This is a genomic window from Roseomonas nitratireducens (assembly GCF_017813355.1).
GTDB classification, from domain to species: domain Bacteria; phylum Pseudomonadota; class Alphaproteobacteria; order Acetobacterales; family Acetobacteraceae; genus Neoroseomonas; species Neoroseomonas nitratireducens.
Genome location: NZ_JAGIYZ010000020.1, coordinates 47,582 through 63,130, shown reverse-complemented (window position 1 = coordinate 63,130; position 15,549 = coordinate 47,582). Strand labels below are relative to the sequence as shown.

General features: G+C 72.6%; 17 protein-coding genes. 10 read left to right on the top strand and 7 right to left on the bottom strand.

Annotated features, from left to right (window positions below):
* The first annotated feature begins 46 nt into the window (after window positions 1-46).
* Complete coding sequence (locus tag J5Y09_RS18650; RefSeq protein ID WP_209353331.1) at window positions 47-1,150, top strand: M20/M25/M40 family metallo-hydrolase; 1,104 nt, start codon at window positions 47-49, stop codon at window positions 1,148-1,150.
* Here J5Y09_RS18650 and J5Y09_RS18645 read toward each other — a convergent pair.
* Together J5Y09_RS18645 and J5Y09_RS18640 are read right to left on the bottom strand one after the other, a co-directional pair.
* Window positions 1,134-2,135: an asparaginase gene (locus tag J5Y09_RS18645; RefSeq protein ID WP_209353330.1), complete on the bottom strand. Its 1,002-nt coding sequence runs from the start codon at window positions 2,133-2,135 to the stop codon at window positions 1,134-1,136. The two genes, J5Y09_RS18650 and J5Y09_RS18645, sit on opposite strands and share 17 nt — an antisense overlap.
* Window positions 2,132-3,391 (bottom strand): glycosyltransferase family 4 protein, encoded by a 1,260-nt coding sequence (locus J5Y09_RS18640; RefSeq protein WP_209353329.1) that lies wholly within the window; start codon window positions 3,389-3,391, stop codon window positions 2,132-2,134. Before J5Y09_RS18640 ends, J5Y09_RS18645 begins: the two co-directional genes overlap by 4 nt.
* A 123-nt stretch (window positions 3,392-3,514) precedes the next feature.
* Here J5Y09_RS18640 and J5Y09_RS18635 point away from each other — a divergent pair, with 123 nt between their 5' ends.
* From J5Y09_RS18635 to J5Y09_RS18625, 3 genes are all read left to right on the top strand, one after another.
* Window positions 3,515-4,249 carry an SDR family NAD(P)-dependent oxidoreductase gene (locus J5Y09_RS18635; RefSeq protein ID WP_209353328.1) on the top strand — a complete coding sequence of 245 codons (735 nt, stop codon included), beginning with the start codon at window positions 3,515-3,517 and terminating at the stop codon, window positions 4,247-4,249.
* Window positions 4,250-4,378: 129 nt separating this feature from the next.
* Entirely contained in the window at window positions 4,379-4,975 is a 597-nt protein-coding gene (locus J5Y09_RS18630; protein ID WP_209353327.1) for a malonic semialdehyde reductase, read from the top strand.
* 245 nt (window positions 4,976-5,220) lie between these two features.
* Entirely contained in the window at window positions 5,221-6,087 is an 867-nt protein-coding gene (locus tag J5Y09_RS18625; RefSeq protein WP_209353326.1) for a DUF6683 family protein, read from the top strand.
* A 3-nt stretch (window positions 6,088-6,090) separates the two neighbouring features.
* On the opposite strand, the gene J5Y09_RS18620 is transcribed toward J5Y09_RS18625, so the two are convergent.
* The gene (locus tag J5Y09_RS18620; protein WP_209353325.1) at window positions 6,091-6,813 is read right to left on the bottom strand and encodes a superoxide dismutase; all 723 of its coding nucleotides are present in this window, start codon (window positions 6,811-6,813) and stop codon (window positions 6,091-6,093) included.
* 65 nt (window positions 6,814-6,878) lie between these two features.
* Window positions 6,879-7,208 carry a TIGR02300 family protein gene (locus J5Y09_RS18615; RefSeq protein ID WP_209353324.1) on the bottom strand — a complete coding sequence of 110 codons (330 nt, stop codon included), beginning with the start codon at window positions 7,206-7,208 and terminating at the stop codon, window positions 6,879-6,881.
* Window positions 7,209-7,311: 103 nt separating this feature from the next.
* Between J5Y09_RS18615 and aroA the strand changes: the two genes are divergently transcribed.
* The 4 genes from aroA to zigA all read left to right on the top strand — a co-directional run bounded on the left by aroA (window position 7,312) and on the right by zigA (window position 11,188).
* Window positions 7,312-8,658, top strand: a complete 1,347-nt coding sequence (aroA, locus tag J5Y09_RS18610; protein ID WP_209353323.1) for a 3-phosphoshikimate 1-carboxyvinyltransferase — start codon at window positions 7,312-7,314, stop codon at window positions 8,656-8,658.
* On the top strand, window positions 8,655-9,290 hold the full coding sequence (cmk, locus tag J5Y09_RS18605) for a (d)CMP kinase (RefSeq protein ID WP_209353322.1): 636 nt from the start codon (window positions 8,655-8,657) through the stop codon (window positions 9,288-9,290). The genes aroA and cmk overlap by 4 nt, the downstream gene beginning before the upstream one ends.
* Before the next feature lie 63 nt (window positions 9,291-9,353).
* On the top strand, window positions 9,354-9,989 hold the full coding sequence (locus tag J5Y09_RS18600) for a DUF1826 domain-containing protein (protein WP_342451502.1): 636 nt from the start codon (window positions 9,354-9,356) through the stop codon (window positions 9,987-9,989).
* Window positions 9,986-11,188, top strand: a complete 1,203-nt coding sequence (gene zigA / locus J5Y09_RS18595) for a zinc metallochaperone GTPase ZigA (protein WP_209353321.1) — start codon at window positions 9,986-9,988, stop codon at window positions 11,186-11,188. Before J5Y09_RS18600 ends, zigA begins: the two co-directional genes overlap by 4 nt.
* A 77-nt stretch (window positions 11,189-11,265) precedes the next feature.
* Here zigA and J5Y09_RS18590 read toward each other — a convergent pair whose 3' ends face one another.
* From J5Y09_RS18590 to rph, 3 genes are all read right to left on the bottom strand, one after another.
* Window positions 11,266-12,399, bottom strand: a complete 1,134-nt coding sequence (locus J5Y09_RS18590; protein WP_209353320.1) for an endonuclease/exonuclease/phosphatase family protein — start codon at window positions 12,397-12,399, stop codon at window positions 11,266-11,268.
* A 77-nt stretch (window positions 12,400-12,476) separates the two neighbouring features.
* Window positions 12,477-13,124, bottom strand: coding sequence for an RdgB/HAM1 family non-canonical purine NTP pyrophosphatase (gene rdgB, locus J5Y09_RS18585; RefSeq protein WP_209353319.1), 648 nt, complete (start codon window positions 13,122-13,124; stop codon window positions 12,477-12,479).
* A gap of 5 nt (window positions 13,125-13,129) precedes the next feature.
* Window positions 13,130-13,852: a ribonuclease PH gene (rph, locus tag J5Y09_RS18580; protein ID WP_209353318.1), complete on the bottom strand. Its 723-nt coding sequence runs from the start codon at window positions 13,850-13,852 to the stop codon at window positions 13,130-13,132.
* Window positions 13,853-14,005: 153 nt separating this feature from the next.
* Here rph and J5Y09_RS18575 point away from each other — a divergent pair, with 153 nt between their 5' ends.
* A complete protein-coding gene (locus J5Y09_RS18575) occupies window positions 14,006-14,341 on the top strand; it encodes a hypothetical protein (protein ID WP_209353317.1) in 336 nt (111 codons plus the stop codon).
* 131 nt (window positions 14,342-14,472) lie between these two features.
* Window positions 14,473-15,546: a heat-inducible transcriptional repressor HrcA gene (gene hrcA / locus J5Y09_RS18570; protein WP_209353316.1), complete on the top strand. Its 1,074-nt coding sequence runs from the start codon at window positions 14,473-14,475 to the stop codon at window positions 15,544-15,546.
* The last annotated feature ends 3 nt before the right edge of the window (window positions 15,547-15,549 follow it).

Here is a 15,549-nt window from a genome sequence, read left to right as displayed (position 1 = left end):
GGGAGCCTCGCTTGCCCGCGCGCGGCCGGCAAGGGATGCTGGCGCCATGCCCGACGATGCCGATGCCGTCCTCCGCCTCGCCGCCGACCTGGTGGCGCTCGACAGCCGATCCTCCGTCTCCAACCTCGCGGTGGCGGAAAGGATCGAGGCCGAGCTGAAGGGCTTCGACATCGCCCGCGTGGACTACCTGGACGCGAACGGCGTCGCGAAGCGCGCGCTGGTGGCCCATCGCGGCCCGCGCGGCGGCTACGCGCTGTCCGGCCACATGGACACGGTGCCCGAGACCGGCTGGACCGACCCGCCCTGGACGCCGCGCGTGGTCGATGGCGTGCTGCACGGCCTGGGCAGCGTCGACATGAAGGGGCCGGTCGCGGCTTGCGTGGTCGCCGCGCGCGGCCTGCCCGAGACCGTTCCGGCGACGCTGCTGCTGACGGCGGATGAGGAGACGTCGAAGCAGGGCGCGCGCGCCGTCGCGGCATCGGATGCCGCGCGGGCGCTCGGCCTGAAGGGCATCATCGTCGCGGAACCCACCGACCTGAAGCCGGTGCGCGGCCATCGCAGCCACATCGAATACACCGCGGTCGCGACGGGCGTGCAGGCGCATTCCTCGACCGGCCAGGGCGTGAATGCGAACTGGGCGCTGATCCCCTTCCTGGTCGAGGTGAAGGCGCTGTTCGAACGCCTGCGCCACGACCCCGCCTTCCGCGACGAGGCCTACGACCCGCCCTTCAGCGACTTCAACCTGGTGGTCGACAACCACGGCACGGCGGTGAACGTGACGGTCGCCAAGGCCAGCGCGCGCATCAAGTTCCGGCGCAGCCGCAGCATCGACTACACGCCGATCGAGGCCGCGATGCGCGACGCCGCCGCGCGCGCCGGCGTGACGCTGACCGAGAAGCGCGAAGGCACGCCGCCCGAACTGCCCGTGGACCATCCGCTGGTGCGGCTCGCGGTGGCGGAAACCGGCGCGGCCGCGCACACCGCACCCTATGGCACCGATGCGAGCGAACTGCAGGACCTCGCCCCCTGCATCGTGCTCGGCCCGGGCACGATCGCGACGGCGCATACGCCGCGCGAATGCGTCGCGGCGGCGGATCTCGCCGCCGCCGTGCCGCTGTTCCGGCGCCTGCTGGCTACTGCGGCAGGCTGACCCGCACCTCGCCCACCAGCCCGCCATTGCTGTCGCGGATCGAGCCCTCGGCCTCCGCCGCCAGCGCATCGGCCGCGTCGACCAGGCCGAGCCGTCCGAGCAGCGCGGCGAGCACGCCCATCTTCGCCCGCGAGGCGCCGTCGGCCAGCTTGATGGTGATGCCGAGCCCCTGGTCCGGCACGAAGGCCACCACATAGCCTTCCGCGCCGCCCTTCAGCAGCACGCGCCCCTGCGTCGCGCGCACGATCTTGCCCGTGGCGGAATCGCGGCCGGACAGGTGGTCGGGGAAGGCGCGGATCGCCGATTGCAGGCGACGGATGGCGGTGCGGCGCGAGTCGGTCGCGACCTTCGCCGCGGCCCAGCGCGCCGCCGCCTTCGCCATCGTCGCCATCGGCAGCGCGATCGCGGGCAGGCCGCAGCCATCGACGCCACGCGGCAGGCGCGCCGCATCCTCCCCCAACAATTCGGAGAAGGCTTCGAGATAAAGGCGCTGCGCCGGATGCGCCGGGTCGGCATAGCCCGACACCGGCGCGCCGAGATGCTTCGTCAGCGTCAGGAAGCCGCAATGCTTGCCCGAGCAGTTGTGGAAGATGCGGGAGCGGTCGCCGCCGCCCCGCCAGACCTTCGCCTGGTCGGCCTGCGACCGCGGCAGGTCCGGCCCGCAGACCAGCGCCGATTCCGTCAGCCCAAGCCTTTCGAGCCAGCCGCGCACCAGCGCGACCTGGAAATCCTCGGCGTTGTGGGACGCGCAGGCCAGGGCGAGGTGTTCCTCCGTCAGCCCCGCCGCATCCGCGGCACCCGACTCGACCAGCGGGATCGCCTGGAAGGGCTTGAGGGAGGAGCGGGGGAAGGTGACGAAGGCCGGGTCGCCCCAGGCCTGCAGCACGCGCCCATCGGCATCGGCCACGACGGCGGCGCCATGGTGCAGGCTTTCGAGGATGCCGCCGCGGCGGATCTCGGCCATCGGCACGAAGGGGAAGGTCATCGGGCGGTCTCCGGGATGGCGTCGGTGCCGGGGCGGCCTTCCAGCACGGCGTCGAACAGCTTCACCATGCGCGGCAGGCAGATGGCGTGCAGGTCGAAGCGTTCCAGCATGGTGCGCCGCGCCGCCTTGCGTAGAGGCTCGTAGCGGTCGGGGTGGGCGACCGCCTCCACCACCGCGTCGGCCAGCCGCGCGGGGTCGTGGAAGGGCAGCAGGATGCCGTTCTCGCCATCGCGCATCACTTCCGCGAGCGGCGGCGTGTCGGACCCGATGATCAGCGCCTCGCAGCCCATCGCCTCGACCAGCGACCACGAAAGGACGAAGGGGTAAGTGTAGTAGATGTGCGCGCGCGCCAGGCGGAACAGCGCCACCAGGCCTTCATGCGGGATGCGGCCGGTGAAGTGGACGCGCGACATGTCGAGCTTCGCGCCGACCTCCTCCAGCATCACCGCCTTCCAGGACCGGCCATCGGCGGGCATGCGGCCATAGCCGCGTTCCTCACCGCCCACGACGATGGCGTGCAGGTTGGGCCGGCGCGCCAGCATCTCCGGCAGGGCGCGCATGAAGATGTCGAAGCCGCGATAGGGTTCGAGGTTGCGCGAGACGAAGGTGATGACTTCATCCCCCTTCGTCACCGTATGCCCGTCCGGCAGCTTCACGGTGGCGACGCCGTTCGGCGTGGCGAAGCCGGCATCCACCCCTTCATGCACGACGGAGGTGCGCGCCTGGATGTGGTCCGGATAGCGGCTGCGCTGCCAGAGCGTCGGGGAATGCGCCCAGTCGCCGGCTTCGAGGGAGGTGAGCTGCGTCATGTTCAGCGTGCGCACGCGCGCCATCTCGTCCAGCGTCACCTCCTGCGCCGGGTCGAAGCCCACGTCGCCGCCGGTCGAGCGGTAGTAGAACTCGCAGTACTGCAGCAGCTTCGTGTCCGGGAAGACGTCGCGGATGAACAATCCCTCGCCCCAGCCCGGATGGCAGCAGACGATATCCGGCACGAAGCCCTTCTGCTTCAGCGTGACCAGCGCGCGCGCCACCGTCTGGCCCCGCCGCACCGCGGATTCGACCGGGCGGAGGTAGCGATGCGTCTTCTCCCCCGCGCCTTCGGGCGCGGCGTAGCGCAGGTGCTGCACGCCCGGCGGCGTGGTGTTCTGCCGTTCGCCCAGGCCGATCACCCGCGCGCCCTTCCGCGCCGCGATCAGCGGTGAGAGATGCCGGTACTGGCCCGGGAAGTTCTGGTGGATGAACAGCGCCTGGACCACGAACCGCCTCTCCCTGCCGCGCCCCCGCTTGATGCCGTCATTCCGCCGGGCCGGCAACCACGCCCCTGGCCGTGCCGGCGCCGGGGCGGCAGGATCGCGCGGACCGATTCAGGGAACAGGACGATGGCATTCGATTTCACCGGCAAGCGCGTGCTGGTCGCCGGCGGCAGCCGCGGCATCGGACGGGCGATCGCGCTCGGTTTCGCGCGGGCCGGGGCGCGCGTTTCGGCCTGCGCGCGCGGGGCGGACGGCCTGGCGGCGCTCGCGGCCGAGGGCGTGCAGCATGTCCAGGCGGCGGACCTGGCCGACGCGGCGCAGATCGAGGCCTGGGTCGCCGCGGCCGCTTCCGCGCTCGGCGGCATCGACGTGCTGGTCAACAACGCCTCCGGCTTCGGCATGGGGGATACCGAGGAAGGCTGGAAGCGCGGCCTGGACGTGGACGTGATGGCGACGGTCCGCGCATCGCATGCGGCGCTACCGCATCTGCGCGCCGCGCGGGGCTGCATCGTGAACACGACCTCGATCTCGGGGCTCGGGCCGTCGATGCGCACGCCGGCCTATGCGGCGGTGAAGGCGCTGATCATCAACTACACCGCCTCCCAGGCCGCGGCGCTGGCGAAGGACGGCATCCGGGTGAACGCGGTGGCGCCCGGATCGATCGAATTCCCCGGCGGGACCTGGGAAAAGCGGCGGGCGGAGGACCCGGCGCTGTATCAGCGCATCCTGGGCTCCATCCCCTTCGGGCGGCTCGGCGAGCCTGAGGAGGTCGCGGATGTGGCGCTGTTCCTCGCCTCCCCCCTCGCGCGCTGGGTCACGGGGCAGACCATCGTGGTCGATGGCGGCCAGATGCTGACCTGACGGGGCGGGCGCGCCCGGATCGCGTCATTTCCGCCACGGATGGCCGCCATAGCCGCCGCCCCATGGCGCCGCGCGCCGGGCCTGCCATATGCGTTGGCATCCGAAGTCCCTCCATCCCAGGACCGCACAATGCCGCATGAGACGATCGACGCCGCCGCCCTCGACCAGCTGTTCCGGGAGGCGCGGACGCAGAACAAGTGGACCGACCGCCCGGTGCCCGACGCCAAGCTGCGGGAGCTGTACGACCTGCTGAAGATGGCGCCGACCTCCGCGAACGCGTCGCCCGCGCGCTTCGTCTTCGTCCGCACGCCGGAAGGCAAGGCGAAGCTCAAGCCCGCCCTGTCGGCCGGCAACATGGAAAAGACGATGACCGCGCCGGTCACCGTCATCGTCGCGCACGACCTGCAATTCTACGAGAAGCTGCCCGTGCTGTTCCCGCACGCGCCGGATGCGAAGAACTGGTTCACCGGCTCCCTGTCCTTCGCCGAGCAGACCGCCTTCCGCAACGGCTCGCTCCAGGGCGCCTACCTGATCCTCGCCGCGCGCGCGGTCGGCCTCGATGCCGGGCCGATGAGCGGCTTCGACGCCGCCAAGGTGGACGAGGCCTTCTTCGCCGGCACCCAGGTCCGCACCAACTTCCTGGTCAACCTGGGCTATGGCGACCCGACCGGCCTGTTCCCGCGCAGCCCGCGGCTCGACTTCGAGGAAGCCGCGCGCTTCGAGTGACCCCGGCTACCGGCGCGGGAAAGCCTTCCTTCCCGCGCCGTCCGTCGCGCGCGGAACGGTCGCGCGACCGGTGTGAAGCGCTTCGCTGCGCCGCGCTTGACTTGGCCCTATCCCCGCCTGATCTGCATGTGAACGCGGATCCTGGCCCGCATCGGCGGGCGCGGGTCCGGCCATGGATCAAGCGCCCGGTTCTCCGTCCCGGCGATGACGCCGTCGCGGACCGGGTTGGAACGGTGGGAACGGCGATGATGCGACCTTTCCTCATTCCTGGATTGGCGGCCTTGGCGATGGCCGCGATGCCGGCCCTCGCGCAGAAGGGCCAGTCGGACGGCGCGGCGATGGTGCTGCCCTTCGGTGCCGGCAGCCTCGGCGCGGACGGGCAGGCGGCGATCGGCGCGGGCCTTCGCCTGTTCCCCGGCACGCCGGCGACGCCGGCCCCCGTGCCGGTGCCCGTCGCCCCCGCCATCGTCGTCCCGCCCGCGCCCCAGGGTGGCGGCGCGGGGCTGCCGACCGCCAAGCCCGCTTCCCTGCCCGCCCAGCCGCCGACCATCGGCGGCAAGCCGGTGCCGCAGGCCGCCGCGCCGCGCAGCCCGACCGCCTTCGCCCCGGTGCCGGCGGTCAGCGCGCGGGTGCGCCAGCAGGTGCTCGCCGCGATGCTGCCGACCAGCCCCAACCCCGCCGGGCTGCGCGCCGCGGTCGAATCGGGCCGGCCCTGGCAGGAATTCGACCGGATGCTGGCGCAGCACGGCTATGACAGCCGCGACCTCGCCGACGTGGTCGCCGCCTTCTACCTGATCGCGTGGGAGGTCTCGACCGGCGGCGACGCGCTCGCCCAGCCGGCCGGCATCGCCGCCGTGCGCGGCCAGGCGCGGCAGATGGTCGCCGGCAATCCCGCCATGGCCCGGCTGGACGAGGCCGGCCGCCAGGCGACGGCCGAGACGCTCGCCTTCTACGCCATGGCGATGTCGGCGCGGCTGGCGGACCTCCGGGCGGCGGGCGCGCCCGGCCCGGTGGCGTCCTTCCGCGCCGAGGTCGCCCAGACGGTGGCGCAGCAGCAGGGCATCGACCTGCGCCGCTTCACCCTGACCGCCTCTGGCTTCCAGCAGCGCTGAGGATCAGATCCTGAGCGTGCCGTTGCGCGCCGCCTCGTAGCGGGCGGCGAGGCGTTCCCAGTTCAGCACGTTCCACCAGGCGGCCAGGTAGTCCGCGCGGCGGTTCTGGTAGCGCAGGTAGTAGGCGTGTTCCCACACGTCGTTGCCCATCAGCACGCGCTGGCCGTCCATCAGCGGCGTGTCCTGGCCGGGCTTCGTCGTGATGGCCAGCGAGCCCGCCGGCGTCACGGTCACGAAGACCCAGCCGGAACCGAAGACGCGCATCCCCGCGGCGTTGAAGTCGGTGCGGAACTTCTCCATGCCGCCCAGGTCGCGGTCGATCGCGGCCTTGAGGTCGCCGGTCGGCTCGCCGCCCTGACCGCCCATGATTTCCCAGAACATGGAATGGTTAGCGTGGCCGCCGCCATTGTTGCGCAGGGCGGTGCGGATGTTCTCCGGCGCCTGGGACAGGCGCATCAGCAGGTCGTCGAGCGCCATGGCGGACAGCTGGTCCTGCCCGGCCAGCGCGGCGTTCAGCCCGGCCACCTGGGCGCCGTGGTGGCGCGCATGGTGGATTTCCATCGTCATGGCGTCGATGGCGCGCTCATTGGCGTTGGGCGCGTAGGGCAGCGGCGGCAGGCTGTGCGGGCCGGCGGGGGCCTGCGCATAGGCCGGCCGGCGCGCGGCGGTGGCGGCGACGAGGCCCGCGGCGCCGAGAATCAGGCCGCGGCGATTGATCGGGAACATGGCGCTTCTCCTACCCTTGCCCGGTGGAGGATGGGGTGCCGCCGGCGAAGCGGCAACCGCTGCGCTCAGGTCTCCTCGTCGCGGTCGGCCTCGACCTCGATGTCCTCGGCGATGGCCTCGGCGTCGTCCTCGAGCTCCTCGGCGTCCTCGATCGCCTCGTCGCCCTCGACATCCTCCACCTCGATGTCGTCGCCCTCCAGCTCCGGGGCGGCGGCGCGCTTCTTCAGCTTTTCGTCGACCGGCGGCGGCGCGGCGGCGGCGCGGCGCAGGCGCGGCTGCTCGGCCGGTTGCTCCGTGTTGCACTTGGGGCAGACGGCTGGGGTGCGCGCCAGGTCGTAGAACCGCGCGCCGCAGGCGACGCAGCTGCGCTTCAGGCCGAGATCGGGCTTCGCCATGGGCTCACATCCGTCCTGCGCGCGGGCCGGGCGGCCGGAGCGCGCCGTTTCGCAAGGGTCGGGCGCATTGCCACGCGATGCCGGGGCGTGTCAAACGCCGCCCATGTCGCATCCCGATCCCCGCCCCCTCCGCGCCGCCGCCCCGGGCCGTCCGCTCAGCGGCCGGCTCGGCGTGCCCGGCGACAAGTCGATCAGCCATCGCGCCCTGATGTTCGGCGCCATTGCCGTCGGCACGACCGAGATCTCCGGCCTGCTGGAAGGCGAGGACGTGCTGCGCACCGCCGCCGCCATGCGCGCCCTGGGGGCCGAGGTCGAACGCACCGGGCCCGGCGCCTGGCGCGTGGCCGGGCGCGGCGTGGGCGGGCTGGTGGAACCGGCCGATGTGCTCGACATGGGTAACTCCGGCACGGCGGCGCGGCTGCTGCTCGGGCTGCTGTCGGGCCATCCGCTGTTCGCGGTGATGACGGGGGATGCCTCGCTCCGCCGCCGGCCGATGAAGCGGGTGACGGACCCGCTCTCGGCCACCGGCGCCACGTTTTGGACGCGGGAGGGCGGCCGCCTGCCGCTCGCCGTGCGCGGCGCGGCCGATCCGCTGCCGCTCGACTACACGCTGCCCGTCGCCTCCGCGCAGGTCAAAAGCGCCTGCCTGCTCGCCGGCCTCTGCGCGCCGGGCACGACGCGGGTGGTGGAGCGGGAGCCGACGCGCGACCACACCGAGAACATGCTGCGCCATTTCGGCGCGACCGTGTCGGTGACCGACACGCCGGAAGGCCGCGTCGTCACGCTGGAAGGCCAGCCGGAACTGGTGGCCGCGCCGGTGCTGGTGCCAGGCGACCCGTCCTCGGCCGCCTTCCCTATCGTGGCCGCGCTGCTCGTGCCCGGCTCGCGCGTCGTGGTCGAGAATGTCGGGCTCAACCCGCTGCGCACCGGGCTGATCGCGACGCTGCGGGACATGGGCGCGGCGCTACGCGTCGAGAATGAGCGCGTGTCGGGCGGCGAGCCGGTCGGGGACATCGTGGCCGAATACGCCGCGCTGTCGGGCGTCGAGGTTCCGCCGGGCCGCGCGCCGTCGATGATCGACGAGTATCCGATCCTCGCCGTCGCCGCCGCGGCGGCGACCGGCACGACTCGCATGCGGGGCCTCGCAGAACTGCGCGTGAAGGAGAGCGACCGGCTGGCGGCGACTGCCGCCTTGCTCGCCGCCAACGGCATCCGCGCGGAGATCGAGGGCGACGACCTGGTGGTGCACGGCACCGGCGGCGCGATTCCCGGCGGCGGCACGGTCGAGACTCACATGGACCACCGCATCGCGATGAGCGCGCTGGTGATGGGCCTCGCGGCGCGTGCCCCGGTCGCGGTGGACGACGCCGCCTTCATCGACACATCGTTCCCCGGCTTCGCCACGCTGATGAACGGGCTGGCGGGAACCGAGGCGCTGGCCGCGCCGTGACGGGCACGACCGTCGTCGCGGTCGATGGGCCCGCCGCCGCCGGCAAGGGCACGCTGGCGCGGCGCCTCGCGGCGGCGCTCGGCCTGCCCTACCTCGACACGGGGTTGCTGTATCGCGCCGTCGGGCGGCGCGTGCTGGATGCGGGCGCCGACCCGCGCGATGCCGTCGCGGCCGAGGCCGCCGCCCGCGCGCTCACGCCCGCGGATCTCGAGCGCGGCGACCTGCGCGGCCCGATGGCCGACATGGCGGCGAGCGCCGTTGCCGCCATCCCCGCCGTGCGCGCCGCGCTGCTCGATTTCCAGCGCGATTTCGGCCGGGCGCATGGCGCGGTGCTGGACGGGCGGGACATCGGCACGGTGGTGTTCCCCGATGCCCGGGTGAAGCTGTTCGTCACCGCCAGCGTGGAGGAACGCGCGCGGCGGCGCTTCCTCGAACTCCAGGCGCGCGGGGTCGCGGCGGACCTGATGCAGGTGACGTCGGAGATCCGCGACCGCGACGCGCAGGATGCGAACCGGCCGGTGGCGCCGCTGCGGCCGGCCGAGGATGCGATCCTGCTCGACACCTCGACGCTGGATGCCGAGGCGGCCTTCGCGGCGGGGCTGGCGATCGTGAAGGACCGCCTTGGCGGCTGAGAGGCGGCTTGTCGGAATGTTGTGAGTTATATTATAACATTGCGGCCGCTGTCGGAGCGCCGCGTGTCCTACCTCTGCGAAGTCTTTCCCCCCGACGCCGCGCCGCTCAGCGAGCGCGCCTCCCCCTGCGCCGCGGTCAGCGCGGACGAGGCGGTGCTGCTCGAGATCCTGCGGCCGGAGGTCGCGCTTGCCCTCTGGCTTCGCCCCGAGCCCGCCGGCTGGCGTCGCGCGACCGACGGGCTGCTCGCCGCCGCGCCGTTCCGCGCGGCCTGCGAGGACCGGCCCGAGGCCGCGCTCGACCGGCTGAGGGCCGGCCTGCCCGGACCGGTGCCGCTCGACCTCGCGACGGACATGCTGCGGCTCGCGCAGTTCTTCTCGACCTTCACGGGCCATGAGCGCGTGCGCCTCCGGCTCGAAGGCGTGCGGGACGATTCCTGCCGCCGCCTGCACATCGACGCGGTAGGGCTCCGCCTGCTGTGCACCTATCGCGGCGCAGGCACGCAGTGGACCATGTGCGGCCCGGACTGCCGCGCGCCGCACCAGGCGCCTGCGCTCGCCGTCGCGCTGCTCAAGGGCACGCGGTACGCGCCGCCGCCACCGCCGGGCTGCCTGCACCGCTCGCCCCCCGTCTCCCATCTGCCGGAGGGGCGCCGGGCCCGGCTGCTGTTCTGCATCGACGAACCGGGGCACTTCGCATGAATGCCAGCGACACGCGCCTGCCCGTCACCGTGCTGTCGGGCTTCCTCGGCGCCGGCAAGACGACACTGCTGAACCATGTCCTCGCCAACCGCGAGGGGCGGCGCGTCGCGGTCATCGTGAACGACATGAGCGAGGTGAACATCGACGCGGCGCTGGTCGGCAATGCCGGCGCGCTCTCCCGCACCGAGGAGAGGCTCGTCGAGATGTCGAACGGCTGCATCTGCTGCACGCTGCGCGAGGACCTGATGGCCGAGGTCGCGAAGCTTGCCCGCGAAGGCCGCTTCGACGCCCTGCTGATCGAGAGCACGGGAATCGGCGAACCCATGCCCGTCGCCGCCACCTTCGACTTCCGCACGGAGGACGGCTTCTCGCTGGCCGACCTCGCGCGGCTCGACACCATGGACACGGTGGTCGATGCGAAGTCGTGGCTCGATGACTATGCCTCGGCCGATACCCTGGCGAGGCGTGGCCAGACGACGGGGGAGGACGACGACCGCCTCCTGGTCGACCTGCTTGTCGAACAGGTCGAGTTCGCCGACGTCATCGTGCTGAACAAGGCGGACTTCGTATCGGAGGTCGACCTCCGGCGCCTGGCCGGCATCATCGCCACCTTCAATCCGCGCGCGGAGATCGTCTCGAGCATCGAAGGGCAAGTGCCGCTCGGCCATGTGCTTGGCACCGGGCGCTTCGACTTCGGGCAGGCGCGCCAGGCGGCCGGTTGGGTACAGGCGCTGGCCGGCCACCACCTGCCGGAAAGCGAGGAGTTCGGCATCCGATCCTTCGTCTGGCGCGCGCGCCGGCCGTTGCATCCCACCCGCTTCAAGCAACTGATCGAGGGCGACCTGCCGGGCGTGGTGCGGGCGAAGGGCTTCTTCTGGCTGGCCACGCGCCTGGCCTGGGCGGGGGAATGGCAGTTGGCCGGGCGCGTCAGCCGGCACCAGGGCGCGGGCTTCTGGTGGGCCGCGCAGCCGCCCGCGCGCTGGCCGAACGACGCTGAATGGCGCGCAGGCATCGCGCAGCAGTGGCAGGAACCCTGGGGTGACCGGCGGCAGGAGATCGTGTTCATCGGCCTCGGGATGGATGAGGCGGCGCTGCGCCGCGACCTCGAGTCCTGCCTGCTGACCGAGGCCGAGATGCGCCCGGGCGCGAAGGGCTGGGCGCGGCTGGCGGATCCGTTCCCCGTGTGGCGCGCCGACTGACCGGCCGGGAGGGGCGCCGCCCCTCTCCGGGCCTCACCCCGCCAGAGGCCGGAAGGCCTCCGGGCGCCGTCACGACGTCAGATGTCCACGTCGGCGAAGATCGCGGCGTGGTCTGAGGCCGCCTGGTGCGGCTTGCCGCCCTGGCGCGGGTCGATCTCGGGATAGGTGTCCCATTTCGGCGGGCGCAGGCCAGGCCACATGCCGCGGCGGAAGATGCCCGAGCCGCGAAGCCGGGCCTGCAGCGCGGGCGAGAGCAGGATGTAGTCGATCTTGTTGCCCGCCGTGCCGGCGCCGTAGGTGCCGGGCCGCCCGCCATCATCGTGCCCCGGCAGGACGGAGATATCCTTCAGGTCGGTCCCGCGCAGCAGCGGCGCGAGGGGATGGTCGTCATCGGCGGGCGGCGTGTCGTTCAGGTCGCCGACGATGGCGACGTTGTCCTCCCCCGCCGCGCGCAGGGCGGCATAGATGCGCGCGATCGCCTCCGCCTGCCGGCGCCGCTTCGCGTCCGAATCGCGCTTCGCCCCGAAGCCCTTGCTCTTCAGGTGGTTGACCAGCAGCACGAGCCGCGCGCCGGACGGCGTCGCGATGTGGAATTCCGGGCAGTCGCGGCTGAAGACCAGCCCCTGCGCATCCGCGTCGTCGACATGGGAACGCATCGTCGCGAGCCGGAAGCCGTCGCGCAGCATCACGCCGCAATCGATGCCGCGCGTGTCGTTGCCGTCGATCAGCATGACGCCGGCATAGGGGTCCGCGCCTTCCAGCGGCAGGATGCGCTCGGAGAAATCCTTCAGCGCCGGGCGGCTTTCCGCCTCCACCACGCCGAGCACGTCGGCGCCGACATCGGCGATGACGCGCGCCGTCAGGCGCATCGCGACGTCGTCCACCGGCTCCCGTTCCAGCTCGAGCCAGCCATTCCATTCGGCGCGGCCGGCGGCGAGGATCTCGATGCCCCCGCCCTTGGGCCGGCGCAGGAAATCGCCGCGGTTGCGGCGTAGCCGGACGTATTCGGCATCGTCGGCGCGGCCGAGGCCGAGCGCCTCGAGCAGCTCTGCCATCCGCCGCTTGTCCGCCGCGCTGTAGGCCGGCTTGCCGATCAGCGCGTTGAAGCGGGCGAAATCCTCGAGGATGCGGCGGCCATCCTGCCAATCCTCCCCGTTCATCGCGCGGGCGCGGGCGAACAGGTTCTCGACGTTGAAGGCTGCGAGGCGCATGGGCGGGACCTCCGGTGCGCGCAGCATTCCGCACGGGCGGCGCGCGCCGGTGCGACCGCGATCACATGACGGTCGCGCTACGATTCGATGGCGGGCAGGCAGGCGGCGGAGAGCAGCCGGAACGCCGCGGCGCGGTGGCTGATGCGGTGCTTCTCCTCCGGCGCCATTTCCCCGAAGGTCTCGGCGCCGCGATCGGGCACGAACATCGGGTCGTAGCCGAAGCCCCGCGCCCCGCGCGGCGGCCAGACCCAGTGGCCCATGGCGCGCCCCTCGAAGGCTTCCTCATGCCCGTCGGGCCAGGCGAGGACGAGGGCGCAGGTGAACCAGGCGGTGCGGTCCTCGAATTCCTGCGCCACTTCCATCACCTTGCGCATCGCATCGGCGTAGTCGCGCGAGCCGTCCGGCTGCATGGCCCAATCCGCGGTCCGCACGCCCGGCGCGCCGCCGAGGGCGGCGACGGAAAAGCCCGAATCGTCCGACAGCGCTGGCAGACCGGCCGCCCGCGCCGCGGCCCGCGCCTTGATGGCGGCATTGCCGAGGAAGCTCTCCTCAGTCTCCTCGGGCTCGGGCAGGCCGAGCTCGCCGGCCGAGACGGTCTCGATTCCATGCGGGGCGAGCAGGGCCGCGACTTCGCGCAGCTTGCCCTTGTTGTGGGTGGCGATGACGATGCGCGACCCGCGGGCGAGGCGACGGTGTCCCTTCTCTGTCTGATCGGCGCCGGCCATGGCTCTCACATCCCCACCGCATCCCGCTGCTTGGCGAACAGTTCCGCCGTGCCGGCCCGCGCCAGCCGCAGCAGCGCCAGCAATTCGTCGTCGCTGAAGGGCGCGCCTTCCGCCGTGCCCTGCACTTCCACGATCCCGCCGCCGCCGGTCAGCACGAAATTGGCGTCGGCGTCGGCCTTGCTGTCCTCGGCGTAGTCGAGGTCGAGCACCGGCGTGCCGCTCCAGACGCCGCAGGACACGGCCGCGACCTGGTCGCGCAGCGGGTTGCGGGTGATGACGTTCATGCGCCGGCAATGCTCGAAGGCGAGGTGCAGCGCGACCCAGGCGCCGGTGATGGACGCGCAGCGCGTGCCGCCATCGGCGGTCAGCACGTCGCAATCGACGGTGACCGTCATTTCGCCCATCGCCTTGAGGTCGGTGACGGCGCGGAGCGACCGGCCGATCAGCCGCTGGATTTCCTGCGTGCGGCCGGATTGCTTGCCGCGCGCGGCTTCCCGGTCGCCGCGTGTATGCGTCGCGCGCGGCAGCATGCCGTATTCGGCGGTGACCCAGCCCTGGCCCTGGCCGCGCAGGAAGGGCGGCACCTTGCCTTCGACGCTCGCGGTGCAGAGCACCTCGGTGACGCCCATGCGGATGATGCAGGACCCCTCGGCATGGCGCGCCGCGCCGGGGGTGAGGCTGACGGGGCGGAGGGCATCGGCCAGGCGGCCAGAGGGGCGGTTCGACATGCGCCCTTCTGGCCCTTTGCGCCCCGTCGTTCAACCGCATGCGTTGCGGATCGATACGCTTCGACATGCGATCGGACACGCACCGGATACAAGGCGGGCGCCCGATGGTTGCGCGCCCGGCATCCCGCACGGGCCGCAGCGGAGAAACCCCCGATGACCCGAACCGGCTTCCTGGGCCTGGCGATCGCGACCGCGATCCTGGCCGTCCCGATCGCCACGCCCGCCTTCGCCCAGTCCGACCCGCGCGACGCCTGGCTCGCCATGACCCCCGAGCAGCGCACCAAGGCCATCGCCGATGCCCGGCGCGTCTCCATGACGCCCGACCAGCGCGAGGACATCCGCGAGCGCCGCCGCGAACGGCGCGACCTGCGGGAGGATCGCCGCGACGCGGCGCACCAGGGCGGCTGGCGCGACCGGCGGGAGGACCGGCGGGAGCGTCGCCGCGAAGTGCGCGACCGGCGCGAGGACCGCTTCGACCGCCGCTTCTGACCGCCCGCCCGGCGGCCCGGGCGTTCCGCGCGCGGCGGGGGCTTCGCGCGCGGAATCCCGCGGGAGATGGGCGTTGACGCGGGTCAAGGCGCTCCCTAGCCTTCCAGCGACACCCGACAACATGCCGAGAGATGGGAACGACTCCAATCCTTCCTCCCGGTCCGGCGGGGGCGACCCTGGCGGGCCTTGATTCCCGCAGCGCGCTGATCCTTCGCGAGCTGGTGGAGACCTATGTCGAGACCGGGGAACCGGTCGGCTCCCGCACGCTCTCGCGCCGGCTGCCGCTCGGCCTGTCGCCGGCCACCATCCGCAACGCCATGGCCGACCTTGAGGATGCCGGGCTGCTCTATGCGCCGCATACCTCCGCCGGCCGGCTGCCGACCGAACGCGGGCTTCGGCTGTTCGTAGACGGGCTGCTCGAATTCGGCGCGCTGGGGGAGGAGGAGCGGGACGCGATCTCCGCGCGCTGCGCCGCCTCCGGCCGTTCGCTGCAGGAAACGCTGGGGGAGGCCGGGCAGATGCTCTCGGGCCTCGCCGGCGCGGCGGGGCTGGTGGTCGCGCCCACATCCGAAGGGGCGCTGCGGCATATCGAGTTCGTGGCGCTCGGCCCCGGGCGCGCGCTGGTGGTGCTGGTGCACGATGACGGGCAGGTCGAGAACCGCGTCATCGAGGTGCCGGCGGGGCTGCCGCCTTCGGCCCTGCAGCAGGCGTCGAACTACCTGAATGCGCGCCTTGCGGGCCGCACGCTCGAGGAAGCCCGCGGCGTCATCGCCGGGGAGGTCACGGCCAACCGCACCGCGCTGGACGCGCTGACCCAGCAGGTGATCGAGGCGGGGCTCGCCACATGGTCGGGCGGGCAGGGCGGGTCGCTGATCGTGCGCGGCCAGGCGCGGCTGCTGGAAACCATCGACCAGGCCGCGCGCGTCAGCGAGATCAAGCGGCTGTTCGAGCGGCTGGAGCAGCAGGAGACGATGCTGCGCCTGCTCGACCTCGCGCAGCGGGGCGAGGGCGTGCAGATCTTCATCGGCGCCGAAAGCGGGCTGTTCGACAGCGCCGGGCTGTCGATGGTGGTCGCACCCTTCCGCAACGGGCAGGAGCGGATCGTGGGCGCGATCGGCGTGATCGGGCCCACGCGGATCAACTACGGGCGGGTCATTCCCGTGGTGGACTACACGGCGCGGGTGATCGGGCGGCTGCTCGGCTGAACG

Bases quoted from the DNA above. Each gene is read 5' to 3' on its own strand.
- rdgB (WP_209353319.1), bottom strand. From the start codon at position 13,124: ATGGCCGGCGCCGATCAGACAGAGAAGGGACACCGTCGCCTCGCCCGC.
- J5Y09_RS18630 (WP_209353327.1), top strand. From the start codon at position 4,379: ATGCCGCATGAGACGATCGACGCCGCCGCCCTCGACCAGCTGTTCCGG.
- rph (WP_209353318.1), bottom strand. From the start codon at position 13,852: ATGTCGAACCGCCCCTCTGGCCGCCTGGCCGATGCCCTCCGCCCCGTC.
- J5Y09_RS18635 (WP_209353328.1), top strand. From the start codon at position 3,515: ATGGCATTCGATTTCACCGGCAAGCGCGTGCTGGTCGCCGGCGGCAGC.
- J5Y09_RS18620 (WP_209353325.1), bottom strand. From the start codon at position 6,813: ATGTTCCCGATCAATCGCCGCGGCCTGATTCTCGGCGCCGCGGGCCTC.
- J5Y09_RS18590 (WP_209353320.1), bottom strand. From the start codon at position 12,399: ATGCGCCTCGCAGCCTTCAACGTCGAGAACCTGTTCGCCCGCGCCCGC.
- J5Y09_RS18625 (WP_209353326.1), top strand. From the start codon at position 5,221: ATGATGCGACCTTTCCTCATTCCTGGATTGGCGGCCTTGGCGATGGCC.
- hrcA (WP_209353316.1), top strand. From the start codon at position 14,473: ATGGGAACGACTCCAATCCTTCCTCCCGGTCCGGCGGGGGCGACCCTG.
- zigA (WP_209353321.1), top strand. From the start codon at position 9,986: ATGAATGCCAGCGACACGCGCCTGCCCGTCACCGTGCTGTCGGGCTTC.
- J5Y09_RS18575 (WP_209353317.1), top strand. From the start codon at position 14,006: ATGACCCGAACCGGCTTCCTGGGCCTGGCGATCGCGACCGCGATCCTG.
- J5Y09_RS18645 (WP_209353330.1), bottom strand. From the start codon at position 2,135: ATGACCTTCCCCTTCGTGCCGATGGCCGAGATCCGCCGCGGCGGCATC.
- J5Y09_RS18650 (WP_209353331.1), top strand. From the start codon at position 47: ATGCCCGACGATGCCGATGCCGTCCTCCGCCTCGCCGCCGACCTGGTG.
- aroA (WP_209353323.1), top strand. From the start codon at position 7,312: ATGTCGCATCCCGATCCCCGCCCCCTCCGCGCCGCCGCCCCGGGCCGT.
- J5Y09_RS18615 (WP_209353324.1), bottom strand. From the start codon at position 7,208: ATGGCGAAGCCCGATCTCGGCCTGAAGCGCAGCTGCGTCGCCTGCGGC.